Annotated in this window: 9 protein-coding genes and 2 riboswitches; of the genes, 8 read left to right on the top strand and 1 reads right to left on the bottom strand. The window is 67.4% G+C overall.

The window, feature by feature from the left end; genetic code table 11:
- The first annotated feature begins 93 nt into the window (after positions 1 to 93).
- The 8 genes from ACUDCK_RS25010 to gcvP all read left to right on the top strand — a co-directional run bounded on the left by ACUDCK_RS25010 (position 94) and on the right by gcvP (position 11,028).
- A complete protein-coding gene (locus ACUDCK_RS25010) occupies positions 94 to 546 on the top strand; it encodes a hypothetical protein (RefSeq protein ID WP_064528602.1) in 453 nt (150 codons plus the stop codon).
- A gap of 247 nt (positions 547 to 793) precedes the next feature.
- Entirely contained in the window at positions 794 to 3,055 is a 2,262-nt protein-coding gene (locus ACUDCK_RS25005; protein ID WP_054500645.1) for an arginine/lysine/ornithine decarboxylase, read from the top strand.
- Between the two features lie 17 nt (positions 3,056 to 3,072).
- The gene (locus ACUDCK_RS25000) at positions 3,073 to 4,275 is read left to right on the top strand and encodes a BaiN/RdsA family NAD(P)/FAD-dependent oxidoreductase (RefSeq protein WP_175167056.1); all 1,203 of its coding nucleotides are present in this window, start codon (positions 3,073 to 3,075) and stop codon (positions 4,273 to 4,275) included.
- A gap of 260 nt (positions 4,276 to 4,535) precedes the next feature.
- Positions 4,536 to 5,150: a superoxide dismutase gene (locus ACUDCK_RS24995; RefSeq protein ID WP_175167057.1), complete on the top strand. Its 615-nt coding sequence runs from the start codon at positions 4,536 to 4,538 to the stop codon at positions 5,148 to 5,150.
- Between the two features lie 27 nt (positions 5,151 to 5,177).
- Positions 5,178 to 6,071 (top strand): ZIP family metal transporter, encoded by an 894-nt coding sequence (locus ACUDCK_RS24990; RefSeq protein ID WP_054500648.1) that lies wholly within the window; start codon positions 5,178 to 5,180, stop codon positions 6,069 to 6,071.
- Between the two features lie 80 nt (positions 6,072 to 6,151).
- A riboswitch (glycine riboswitch) is annotated at positions 6,152 to 6,244 on the top strand.
- Positions 6,245 to 6,277: 33 nt separating this feature from the next.
- Positions 6,278 to 6,400, top strand: a riboswitch (glycine riboswitch).
- A gap of 83 nt (positions 6,401 to 6,483) precedes the next feature.
- A complete protein-coding gene (gcvT, locus tag ACUDCK_RS24985) occupies positions 6,484 to 7,584 on the top strand; it encodes a glycine cleavage system aminomethyltransferase GcvT (RefSeq protein ID WP_054500649.1) in 1,101 nt (366 codons plus the stop codon).
- Positions 7,585 to 7,685: 101 nt separating this feature from the next.
- Complete coding sequence (gene gcvH / locus ACUDCK_RS24980) at positions 7,686 to 8,063, top strand: glycine cleavage system protein GcvH (RefSeq protein WP_006385867.1); 378 nt, start codon at positions 7,686 to 7,688, stop codon at positions 8,061 to 8,063.
- A gap of 91 nt (positions 8,064 to 8,154) precedes the next feature.
- Complete coding sequence (gcvP, locus tag ACUDCK_RS24975; RefSeq protein ID WP_175167058.1) at positions 8,155 to 11,028, top strand: aminomethyl-transferring glycine dehydrogenase; 2,874 nt, start codon at positions 8,155 to 8,157, stop codon at positions 11,026 to 11,028.
- A gap of 106 nt (positions 11,029 to 11,134) precedes the next feature.
- Here the strand turns inward: gcvP and ACUDCK_RS24970 are convergent, their stop codons facing one another.
- Positions 11,135 to 13,105, bottom strand: coding sequence for a DUF945 family protein (locus ACUDCK_RS24970; protein ID WP_064528598.1), 1,971 nt, complete (start codon positions 13,103 to 13,105; stop codon positions 11,135 to 11,137).
- Positions 13,106 to 13,154 lie beyond the last annotated feature (49 nt).

Genomic DNA, 13,154 nt, shown 5'->3' with positions numbered 1-13,154 from the left:
TTGTTGGGAATAAGGTACGGTTGGGGCAGTATAGGCGCCCCGGCTGCCTATAATGGGGCAACGCCGCTTGCGGTTTTCACAAAGGAGCCAACGATGTTCGGTTTCCTCAAGATAAACCATGAGGCCGAGCGCGACGAGGTCCAGGAAGAGTTCGTGGCCCGCGTGGCCCACGCCGCCGAAGATTTCGTCCAGGCCGCCGGTTCCGCCGGAGCCGGGCTCGACTACACACCGTCGAGCGTCCATGCGCTAGACGATGCGCTCGAAGCCGCGCATGTGGGCACATTGCCACTGACTCCCATGCAGACTGTCGGCGCCGCCGCCTACCTCTACGAGGTGGCCCGGCGCGCCCATGGCGGCCTGTACGAGGTCTGCGACGACGAGGACCCGGTGGTGCTGGTCTGCGGCGAGCCCGAGGCCGAGGTCTGCTTCGGCGCCATCGCCAAGGTCGAGCGGCGCATCCGCTACGGCGCCGCCGAGGCCATCCCGCCGTACTTCGACCGCTTCATCGCGGCCCTGGAGGCGGGCGAGGCCCGCACCCTGCGGTAGGGCCGCGCGAGCTTCTCGCGGGAGCCTTGGCCGGCGCTCTCCCGGCCGCCCCGCGGCGGCCGCTCGCGGACGCGTTGCAACGGTCTTCGGGAAAACCATAGGGCCTGGAGAAAAACGGCCCTACAATTCGGCCATTCCCGCCGCCGGCGGGAACCTCGCGCCCGCCTGTCATCAGACGGTTTTTCACTAGAAGTACACTCGCGTCCGCCAACCCGGTCCGATTCGCCTTGCCCCCAGGAGCGCCTGCATGAAATTCCGCTTCCCCATCTTCATCATCGACGAGGACTACCGTTCCGAGAACGCGTCCGGTCTGGGTATCCGCGCCCTGTCCGCGGCGATCGAGGCCGAGGGCGTCGAGGTGATCGGGGTGACCAGTTACGGCGACCTGAGTTCGTTCGCCCAGCAGCAGAGCCGTGCCAGCGCCTTCATCCTGTCGATCGACGACGAAGAGTTCGACGTGGATTCGCCCGAGGACGTGGCCAGCGCGATCAAGAACCTGCGCACCTTCATCGGCGAACTGCGCTTCCGCAACGCCGACATCCCCATCTACCTGTACGGCGAGACGCGCACCTCGGAACACATTCCGAACGACATCCTGCGCGAGCTGCACGGCTTCATCCACATGTTCGAGGACACCCCCGAATTCGTGGCGCGCCACATCATCCGCGAAGCGCGCAGCTATGTGGACAGCCTGCCGCCGCCGTTCTTCCGCGAGCTGGTCAAGTATGCGCAGGATGGCTCCTATTCCTGGCACTGCCCCGGCCACTCCGGCGGCGTGGCGTTCCTGAAGAGCCCGGTGGGCCAGATGTTCCACCAGTTCTTCGGCGAGAACATGCTGCGCGCCGACGTCTGCAACGCCGTCGACGAACTGGGCCAATTGCTGGACCACACCGGCCCGGTGGCCGAGTCCGAACTGAACGCGGCGCGCATCTTCCACGCCGACCACTGCTACTTCGTGACCAACGGCACCTCGACCTCGAACAAGGTGGTGTGGCACGCCAACGTCGCCGCCGGCGACGTGGTGGTGGTGGACCGCAACTGCCACAAGTCGATCCTGCACGCCATCACCATGACGGGCGCGATCCCGGTGTTCCTGCGCCCGACGCGCAACCACCTGGGCATCATCGGCCCTATCCCGCTGGAAGAGTTCCATCCGGACAGCATCCGCAAGAAGATCGAGGCCAACCCGTTCGCGCGCGAAGCCGTGAACAAGAACCCGCGCATCCTGACGCTGACGCAGAGCACCTACGACGGCGTGATCTACAACGTCGAGATGATCAAGGAACACCTGGGCAGCTACGTCGACACGCTGCACTTCGACGAAGCCTGGCTGCCGCACGCCTCGTTCCACGAGTTCTACCAGGACATGCACGCGATCGGCCAGGACCGTCCGCGCAGCAAGGACGCGATGGTGTTCGCGACCCACTCCACGCACAAGCTGCTGGCCGGCATCTCGCAGGCCTCGCAGATCATCGTGCAGGAATCCGAGACCCGCAAGCTGGACCGCAACGTCTTCAACGAAGCCTACCTGATGCACACGTCGACCTCGCCGCAGTACGCGATCATCGCGTCGTGCGACGTGGCCGCGGCCATGATGGAGCCGCCGGGCGGCACCGCGCTGGTCGAGGAAAGCATCCGCGAAGCCATGGACTTCCGCCGCGCCATGCGCAAGGTGGAATCGGAGTTCGGCAAGAACGACTGGTGGTTCAAGGTCTGGGGCCCGAACCGCCTGGTGTCCGAAGGCATCGGCAACCGCGATGAGTGGATCCTGGAGTCGAACGACCACTGGCACGGCTTCGGCGACCTGGCCGAAGGCTTCAACATGCTGGACCCGATCAAGGCCACGGTCATCACGCCGGGGCTGGACATGTCGGGCAGCTTCGGCGAAACCGGGATCCCGGCCGCGCTGGTCTCCAAGTACCTGACCGAGCACGGCGTGGTGGTCGAGAAGACCGGCCTGTATTCGTTCTTCATCCTGTTCACCATCGGCATCACCAAGGGCCGCTGGAACACGCTGCTGACCGCGTTGCAGCAGTTCAAGGACGACTACGACCGCAACCAGCCGCTGTGGCGCATCCTGCCGGACTTCTGCCGCGGCCATCGCCGCTACGAGCGCATGGGCCTGCGCGACCTGTGCCAGCAGATCCACGAGGCCTACCGCGAACGCGACGTGGCCCGCCTGACCACCGAGATGTACCTGAGCGACATGGTGCCGGCGCTCAAGCCGTCCGACGCCTTCGCCCGCATGGCGCACCGCGAGGTCGAGCGCGTGGATATCGACAAGCTGGAAGGCCGCGTCACCGGCGTGCTGCTGACGCCGTATCCTCCGGGCATTCCGCTGCTGATCCCGGGCGAGCGCTTCAACCGCACCATCGTCCAGTACCTGCAGTTCGCGCGCGAGTTCAACGAGCGCTTCCCGGGCTTCGAGACCTACATCCACGGCCTGGCCGACGAAGTGGGTCCGGACGGCGAGAAGCGCTATTACGTTGATTGCCTGATCGAAGACTGATCGGGTCCGGAGTCCTGATGTTCGATGTCGCCGTTCTCGGCGCCGGCGCCGCTGGCATGATGTGTGCCGCGGTCGCCGGTCAGCGCGGCCTGCGCGTGGTGCTGGTGGATCACGCCGAACGGCTGGCCGAGAAGATCCGTATCTCGGGCGGCGGCCGCTGCAACTTCACCAACATCGGCGCGGGGCCCGCCAATTTCCTCTCCGACAACCCGCATTTCTGCCGCTCGGCGTTGGCGGGCTACACGCCGCAGGACTTCCTGGCGCTGCTCAGGCGCCACCGCATCGCCTGGCACGAGAAGCACCGCGGCCAACTGTTCTGCGACGATTCCAGCGAATCCATCATCGAGATGCTGCGCGCCGAATGCGATGCCGGCGGCGTGCAGTGGCGCATGGCTTGCCAGGTGGCCGAAGTGGCCCATGGCGAGGCGGGCTTCGAGCTGCGCACCAGCCAGGGCGTGATCCGCGCGGCCAAGCTGGTGGTGGCCACCGGCGGCATGGCGATCCCGCAGTTGGGCGCCACCGATTTTGGCCTGAAGCTGGCGCGCCAGTTCGGCCTGAAGGTGGTCGAGCCGCGGCCGGCGCTGGTGCCGCTGACCTTCGACGCGGCGCAGTGGCAGCCGCTGGCCGAGCTGTCCGGCGTGGCGCTGGAGGTCAACCTGGTGACGGGGCAGGGCAAGGCGCGCGGCGAGTTTCTTGAAGACCTGCTGTTCACCCATCGGGGCCTGTCGGGCCCGGCGATCCTGCAGATATCCAGCTACTGGAAGCCGGGCGAGCCCATCGTCATCGACCTGGCGCCGGGGCGCGACCTGGCGGCCGAACTGCTGGCGGCCAAGTCCGGCAACCGGCAGCAAATGCATACGGTGCTGGCCGGCCTGTGGCCCAAGCGCCTGGCCGACCGCTGGCTGCAACTGGCGGAGCAGGGCGGCAAGCCGGGCCTGGCGGCGCTGCGCCTGGCCGATGCGCCGGACAAGACCCTGCGCGCGCTGGCGCAGGACATCCACCAATGGACCCTGGTGCCCAGCGGCACCGCCGGCTACAAGAAGGCCGAGGTCATGCGCGGCGGGGTCGATACGCGCGGGCTGGACCAGAAATCGATGCAGGCCCGCGCCACGCCCGGCCTGTACTTCATCGGCGAAACCGTGGACGTCACCGGCTGGCTGGGCGGCTACAACTTCCAGTGGGCCTGGGCATCCGGCGTGGCCTGCGGCAAGGCGCTCTAGCCGTTCCTGGCGCTGCCCGCGCTCCCCGCGCTCCGGCCGCATTCCTTCCCGGGCGCGACGCCCGCTTTGTCCAACACTTTTCCCGCCGCCGGCGCGGGCACGCTTCGTGCTGCTCGCCAAGGGCTGTCTGGCCCATAGCCTGCCTGCATGACAGGCATTGCAACGTTATCGTTGTCGTATCAAATAAAAATACCTATCATTTGTATTTTCAAAAATAAGACGCTCGCCATTGTCGGCGGCGTTGCCCGACGGAGATCGCCTTGGCCTACACCCTGCCGCCCCTGCCTTATGCCTACGACGCGCTTGAACCGCACATCGATGCGCTGACGATGGAGATCCACCACGGCAAGCATCACCAGACCTACGTCAACAACCTGAACGCCGCGCTGGAAGGGGCCGGCATCGCCGCCGACGAGCCGGTCGACGCCCTGGTGGCGCGCATCGACCAGTTGCCCGAGGCGATCCGCGGCGCGGTGCGCAACAACGGCGGCGGGCACGCCAACCACAGCCTGTTCTGGGCGGTCATGTCGCCGCGCGGCGGCGGCGAGCCCGACGGCGCGCTGGCCCGCGCCATCGATGCCGAGCTGGGCGGCCAGGCAGCCTTCCGCGACGCCTTCACCAAGGCCGCGCTGACGCGCTTCGGCAGCGGCTGGGCCTGGCTCAGCGTGACGCCGGGCGGCAAGCTGGCGGTGGAAAGCAGCGCCAACCAGGACAGCCCGCTGATGCAGGGCAACACGCCGATCCTGGGGCTGGACGTGTGGGAGCACGCCTACTATCTCAAGTACCAGAATCGCCGTCCGGAATACATCGGCGCCTTCTACAATGTGATCGATTGGTCCGAGGTGGCGCGCCGCTACGCCGCCGCCGTGGGCTGAGCCGGCATTGCGCGGGGGCAGTGGACCATGAACACCTTCAGCCGTCATCGCATCCGGCCCGCGGCCACCAGCGTCAGCGTCTGGACGCTGGCGGTGCTGGTCGCCTGCCTGGGCCTGCACCAGGCGTGGGTCTATTTCGATGCCAATGCGCCACACGTGGCCGACGCGCTGCTGGGCGGCATGGTCGCCGCCGGCGCCACCGCGGCGGGCACGCTGCCGATCCTGTTCGCGCGCACCATCCCCCAGAAGATGCAGGACAGCATGTTCGGCTTCGGCGCCGGCGTGATGCTGGCGGCCAGCGCGTTCTCGCTGGTGGCGCCGGGCATCGCGGCGGCCGAGTCGCAGGGCGCCGGCCCCTGGGGCGCGGGCCTGACGGTGGGCGCCGCCATCCTGCTGGGCGCGGCGGCGCTGCTGCTGATGGACCGGCTGTTGCCGCACGAGCATTTCATCAAGGGGCGCGAGGGCATCGAGGCGCACCGCCTGCGCCGCGCCTGGCTGTTCGTCTTCGCCATTACGCTGCACAACCTGCCCGAAGGCCTGGCCATCGGCGTCGGCTACGCCGGCAACGATCCGCTGCGGGGCACCGCGCTGGCCACCGGTATCGCCATCCAGGACATCCCCGAAGGATTGGTGGTGGCGGTGGCGCTGATCGCCGCCGGCTACAAGCGCGCGTTCGCGGTGGCGCTGGGCATGCTGTCGGGCCTGGTCGAGCCGGTCGGCGCGGTGCTGGGCGCGGTGGTGGTGGGCTGGTCGACGGCATTGCTGCCGTGGGGCCTGGGCTTTGCCGCCGGCGCCATGCTGTTCGTGATCAGCCACGAGATCATCCCCGAGTCGCACCGCAAGGGGCACGAGGTCTACGCCACCTGCGGGCTGATGCTGGGCTTCGTGCTGATGATGCTGCTGGACACCGCGCTGGGCTGACACGGGCGCGGCGCGGCGACCGGCCAGCGATCACGGATCAACAACGGAACCGCGTTTCGCGGTATGCTTTCGGCGCTGTCACGCATGTTGCGGGAGAGAGCGGCCGTTCGCGGCTGCCGCCGAAGGCGCAATTCGCCCGGAATCGCTCAGGTATCCCATACCGCGCATGCTTGCCCTGTCCCGGTTTTCACCGCGCGGACGCGGCAAAGCAGCACTCTGGAGAGACCTGGCGCCGCTGCCCAATCAGGGACATAGCGAGCAGCCCAGGCGCCGAAGGTGCAAACCCGCCACGCGGGGCAACTCTCAGGCAAAAGGACAGAGGGGCGGAAGATTCAGCCGTTGCGTGGGCGCATCCCGTCCGCCGGCGGCATTCCGTAACCCTGGCAACGCTGCCGCTCCGGAGTACCCGCGCATGTCCGCACCCCTCAAACGCACCCCGCTGGCCGACGAACATATCGCCTCTGGCGCCCGCATGGTCGACTTCGGCGGCTGGGACATGCCCCTGGCCTACGGCTCGCAACTGGAGGAGCACCACGCGGTGCGCCAGGACGCCGGCATGTTCGACGTCTCGCACATGCTCAACGCCGACATCACCGGCCCCGACGCCTACGCCTTCCTGCAGCGCCTGGTGGCCAACGACGTCGCCAAGCTGACCGTGCCCGGCAAGGCGCTCTACACCTGCATGCTGAACCCGCAGGGCGGCGTCATCGACGACCTGATCGTGTATTTCTTCGCCGCCGATGAATGGCGCGTGGTGGTCAACGCCGGCACCGCCGACAAGGACATGGCCTGGATGCAGCGCGTCAGGCAGGCCGGCAAGTTCGACGTCACCATCACGCCGCGCCGCGACCTGGCCATGATCGCCGTGCAGGGCCCCAACGCCCGCGCCAAGGTCTGGGCCGCGCGCCCCGCCTGGCAGGCCGCCAGCGAGCCGCTGACCCCGTTCGTGGCCGCCCGCGTCGGCGACGACACGCTGGTCGCGCGCACCGGCTACACCGGCGAAGACGGCTTCGAAATCGTGCTGCCCGCCGCCGAGGCGGTGCAACTGTGGCGCGACCTGGCGGCCCAGGGTGTGCGCCCGGCCGGCCTGGGCGCGCGCGACACGCTGCGCCTGGAAGCCGGCATGAACCTCTACGGCCAGGACATGGACGAACTGACCCAGCCCGGCGAAGCCGCGCTGACCTGGACGGTTTCCCTGAAGAACCCCGAGCGCCGCTTCATCGGCCGCGACGCGCTGGAGCAGTTCGCCACGCCCGCCGCCTTCGTCGGCCTGAAGCTGCAGGAACGCGGCGTGATGCGTGCCCACATGGCGGTGCGCACCAAGAACGGCACGGGCGAACTCACCAGCGGCACCATGTCGCCGACGCTGGGCGTGTCGATCGGCTTTGCCCGCCTGCCGCAAGGCGTGGTCGCGGGCGACACGGTCGAGGTCGACATCCGCGGCAAGTGGGTGCCCGCCCTGGTCTGCAAGCTGCCGTTTGTCCGTAACGGCAAAGCCGTCGAACACTCGTAAACTCGAAGCTTCGCGCGGGAGGCCCGCCCCTTTCGGGGCGCAGGCCGCCGGCGCGAGGCGCGCAACACCATTTCCTTATCCGAATCCCCCCAGGAGTTCCCATGAGTCTGCCCACCGATCGCAAGTACACCGAGTCCCATGAATGGGTCAAAGCCGAAGGCGACGTGTTCGTCGTCGGCATCACCGATACCGCCCAGGACCAACTGGGTGACCTGGTCTTCGTCGGCGACGTCAAGGTCGGCGCCAAGCTGAACGCGGGCGAGACCGCCGGCGTGGTCGAGTCGGTCAAGGCCGCCTCCGACATTTACGCGCCCGTGGCCGGCGAAATCGTCGCGTTCAACGACGAGCTGGAAAGCAACCCCAACCTGATCAACGAATCGGCCTTCACCGCCTGGATCTTCAAGATCAAGCCGGTCAACGCCGCCGATGCCGACAAGCTGCTGGACGCCGCCGGCTACGAAGCCGTCGCCAACGGCTAAGCCGGCCAGGGCGGGCGCGGCGCTGGCGCCGCCGCCCGTCCATGCATCACCGTCCGTCCCTCCCGACGACACCGCCATCCCGAGATCCCCCATGTCGCGCGCCCTAGACACCCACACCGACTTCATCCCCCGCCACATCGGCCCCTCCGACGCCGACCAGGCCGCCATGCTTGCCGCCATCGGCAGCCCCAGCCTGGACGCCCTGATCGAAGAAGTCGTGCCGCCCAAGATCCGCAGCCAGGCGCCGCTGGCGCTGCCGCCGTCGCGCAGCGAAGCCGACGTGCTGGCCGAGCTGAAGCAGATCGCCGGCCGCAACAAGGTCTACCGCAACTACATCGGCCAGGGGTACTACGGCACGCAGACGCCCAACGTGGTGTTGCGCAACATTCTCGAGAATCCCGCCTGGTACACGGCCTACACGCCGTACCAGCCCGAGATCTCGCAGGGTCGCCTGGAGGCCCTGCTGAACTACCAGACCATGGTCGCCGACCTGACCGGGCTGGACATCTCCAACGCCTCGCTGCTCGATGAAAGCACCGCCGCCGCCGAAGCCATGACGCTGGCGCGCCGCAGCGCCAAGTCGCAAAGCCCGGTGTTCTTCATCTCGCGCCACGTGCATCCGCAGACCATCGAGGTCGTGCGCACGCGCGCCGAGGGCCTGGACATCCAGATTGCCGTCGGCGACGAGGCCGATGGCCTGCCGGAGTGCTTCGGCGTGCTGCTGCAGTACCCGCACAGCACCGGCTCGGTGGCCGACTACCGCAAGCTGGCCGAGACCGCCCACGCGCAGGGCGCGGTGGTGGCCGTGGCCACCGACCTGCTGGCGCTGGCGCTGCTGGCCGCGCCCGGCGAATGGGGCGCGGACATCGCCATCGGTTCGGCCCAGCGCTTCGGCGTGCCGTTCGGCTTCGGCGGCCCGCACGCCGGCTTCATGGCCTGCAAGGACGCCTTCAAGCGCAACATGGCCGGCCGCCTGGTCGGCGTGTCCAAGGACGCCCAGGGCAACCCGGCGATGCGCCTGGCGCTGCAGACGCGCGAACAGCACATCCGCCGCGAGAAGGCCACCTCGAACATCTGCACCGCGCAGGTGCTGCTGGCCGTGATGGCCGGCATGTACGCCGTCTGGCACGGCCCGGCCGGCATCCGCCGCATCGCCGAGCGCGTGCAGCGCTACACCGCCATCCTGCGCGCCGAACTCGGCAAGCTGGGCATCAAGGTCGCCAACGACACCTTCTTCGACACGCTGCTGCTGGAAACCGGCCCGGCCACGCCCGCCATCATCACGGCCGCCGAGTGCGAGCACATCAACCTGCGCCGTGTCGACGGCGCGCGCCTGGCCGTGTCGCTGGACGAGACCGTCACCGCCGCCGACCTGCAGGCGCTGGTGAACGTGTTCGCCGCCGGCCTGGAACGCGACGACGTCGAACTGGACATCGAGGCGCTGGACGCCAAGGCGGCCGGCGGCATCCCCGCCGCGGTGGCGCGTGAAAGCGCCATCCTCAAGCATCCGGTGTTCTCCAGCGTGCAATCGGAAACCGACATGCTGCGCTACCTGCGCAAGCTGGCCGACAAGGACCTGGCGCTGGACCGCACCATGATCCCGCTGGGCTCCTGCACCATGAAGCTGAACGCCACGGCCGAGATGATCCCCATCACCTGGCCCGAGTTCGCGCTGGTGCACCCGTTCGCGCCCGCCTCGCAGAGCAAGGGCTACGACGAGCTGATCACGCGCCTGTCGGCCGCGCTGTGCGAAATCACCGGCTACGACAACATCAGCCTGCAACCCAACTCGGGCGCGCAGGGCGAATACGCCGGCCTGCTGGCAATTCGCGGCTACCACCAGGCCAACGGCCAGCACCAGCGCAACGTCTGCCTGATCCCGTCGTCGGCCCACGGCACCAACCCCGCGTCGGCGCAGCTGGCCGGCATGGACGTGGTGGTGGTGGCCTCCGACGCCAACGGCAACGTCGACCTGGGCGACCTGCGCGCCAAGATCGAACAGGTCGGCGACAAGCTGGCCGCGCTGATGATCACCTACCCGTCCACGCACGGCGTGTTCGAGGAAGCCGTGACCGAGATCTGCGACCTGGTGCACCAGGCCGGCGGCCAGGTGTACCTGGACGGCGCCAACATGAACGCCATGGTCGGCGTGGCCAAGCCGGGCAAGTTCGGCTCGGACGTGTCGCACCTGAACCTGCACAAGACCTTCTGCATCCCGCACGGCGGCGGCGGCCCGGGCGTCGGTCCGGTGGCGGTGCGCGCGCACCTCGCGCCGTACCTGCCCGGCGTGGTGAACGAGCAGGGCAAGCTGCCCGGCGAAGCCAAGGTCGGCCCGGTCTCGGCCGCGCCGTTCGGTTCGGCCGGCATCCTGCCGATCCCGTTCGTGTACATCGCGCTGATGGGCGCGGACGGCCTGCGCCGCGCCACCGAAGTCGCGATCCTGAACGCCAACTACATCGCCACCCGCCTGCGCGGCCACTACCCGGTGCTGTACGCGGGCCGCAACGGCCGCGTGGCGCACGAGTGCATCCTGGACGTGCGTCCGCTCAAGGAAACCAGCGGCATCAGCGCCGAGGACATCGCCAAGCGCCTGATGGACTACGGCTTCCATGCCCCCACCATGAGCTTCCCGGTGGCCGGCACGCTGATGGTCGAGCCGACCGAATCCGAAGGCGTGGCCGAGCTGGACCGCTTCATCGAGGCGATGATCTCGATCCGCGAGGAAATCGCCCAGGTCGAGCGCGGCGAACGCGATCGCGAGGACAACGTCCTGAAGAACGCGCCGCACACCGCGCAGATGCTGCTGGCCGAGGAATGGCTGCACGACTACCCGCGCCAGCAGGCCGCCTACCCGGTGGCTTCGCTGCGCGAGGCCAAGTACTGGCCGCCGGTGGCGCGCGTGGACAACGCCTATGGCGACCGCAACCTGGTTTGCGCCTGCCTGCCGGTCGAAGCCTACGCCTGATGCCGCGTGACGGCCCGCCCCTTGGGGCGGGTCATCGAGGCTTGCCTGGCGACAGGCAAAAAAAACCCCCATCGCACGATGGGGGTTTTGCTTTTTCGCGGCCGTCTTACTTCCTGGCCGGCGCCGCCGTGATGGCGGTGGCGAATTCCTCGGTGATGCTGAAGTAGGTGTTCAGCAGGATCTGCAGGTTTTTCTTGCCGATGCCGCCTTCGGCGTTCATGTCCATCTGCAGCACGGCCTGGTTCTTGTCGTCCAGGTAAGCGCGGGTCCAGCGGTACTCCTGGTTCCAGGCGTTGATGGCCTTGAGCGTGGCCGGCTTCTTGCTGGCGTAGGTGGCGGTGGCGACCAGGTCGTAGCACTTCTCGGAGAAGTCATTGCACAGGAATTCCAGGCGCAGGTCGGTGGCGCCGGAATTGCTGGCGTCCAGGATCAGCACCGGACCTTCGTCGCCGTCGGTCTTGCGGGTGGTGTAGCCCATGTCTTCCAGCATATGGACGACCATGTCGACGTCGAACTCATTGACCACGTCGGCGTTGCTGGTCGCGGCCATTTCGTCGTCCATGGCGGTGGCGCCGGCGGCCGGTTCGGCTTCTTCCTCGTCATCGTCCATCGCGCTGTTCATGCCGGTCGCGCCCAGCAGGCCCGAGAACAGTTCGTCGGCGGGAATCTTCTTGCCGTTCAGGTCGCCCATGCCGTCGGCGAAGTGGAACTTGCCGACGATGTTGTCGCCGTCGTTCTTGCCGACGTTGAACATCTCGGCCATGCCGGACATGCTGCGGATGTTGTCGGCGGCCTCGGCTTCGGCCTTGTCGGCGGGCATGCCGTCCTTCTTGATGGCGTACTGCACCATCAGGTCCTGCACCATCGGCTTGGAGATCACCAGCGTGGCGTCGATCTGCTTGATGGCCTTGACCACGATTTCCTGCGGCGTCAGGTCCTTGACGTTGGGAGGATTGGCCAGGTCCAGCGTGACGTTCAGCTTGCTTTCGCCCTTGGCGGTCTTCCAGCTGATCGGGTCGATGCTGAACGACGGATTGCCGGCCAGCAGCTTGCCGGCGTTATCCAGCAGCACCTGGAACTGTTCGTCGTTCAGGCCCTCGTCGTGGGCATCGGCCATGTATTGGCGCATCAACTGGTTGTAGGTATCGGACAGTTGCTTGACCGCGGCGCCGTCCAGCCGGGCCAGCTTGATGACGGCCTGGCCGTTGCCCAGCGGCACGTCGTTGACGTTGATGTCGCCGGTCTGGTAGGCGGCCTGGATGTTGATGTTCTTGTCGTCCTCGGCCAGCTTGACGGTGTAGCTGAAGTTGTCGAGGATCACCTTGGCGTCGGCGTCCGGCTTGATGACTTCGATGCGCTTGATCTTGATGCCCGAGTCGCCGACCGACAGGCCGAACTTGCCCATGCGGCTGTCGACGTCCATGGTCAGGCCGGACATCGCCATCTTGATCGGATCGCTGCCCTTGGTGCCGTCCACCGCCAGCGTGTCGGTCTTGGCATTGGCGGTGATGGCGGCCAGTCCGCGGTCGAACGTGCCGGTGATTTCCATGCCGCTGAAATCGACCGAATTGCCCTCATGCGTCACCTTCACCGGCGCGATGCGGGCGGTCGATGCCGTGCTGCCGCCAAAGCTGACCATGGCATCGGTGACCAGGGGCGAGACGTCCTTGGTCAGCTCGAACACCGGCTTGACGTTGTCCGTCTTGGCCATTTCGGCGTGGACGAAAGCCAGCTTGGGCGCGATGGCGCCGCGCGCCAGCGCGCTCTTGGGGAACGGGCCGTGCTCGATTTGGGCATCGAATTCCAGCATGCCGTCCGGCATGTCGCTCAGGCTCTTGTCGCTCTTGACGAACGACACGCCGTAGCGCGCCTGCGTCGAGAACAGGCCGCGCTCGTATTTGATCTGGTCGATGCGCAGGCCGAACAAAGGCGTGATCTTGGCCAGCTTCTCGTTGGCCTCGGCCAGGCGGCGCTGCGCGCCTTCTTCGATGCGCTTGCCCGTGTACCAGGTAGCACCCACCCAGCTTCCCGCTCCCACTATGACCACGGCTAAGGTGATCGCTACGCTCTTTTTCATGTTTTGCTTTGTCGTTGATTGTCGAGTCTTGTCCATGCGGCGCGGCGCC

The sequence above is a fragment of the Achromobacter sp. CF-sbj1-Ac2-l genome, from assembly GCF_052698165.1.
The sequence above is the reverse complement of the archived record's forward strand: the minus strand, read 5'-3'. Positions and strand labels throughout refer to the sequence as shown.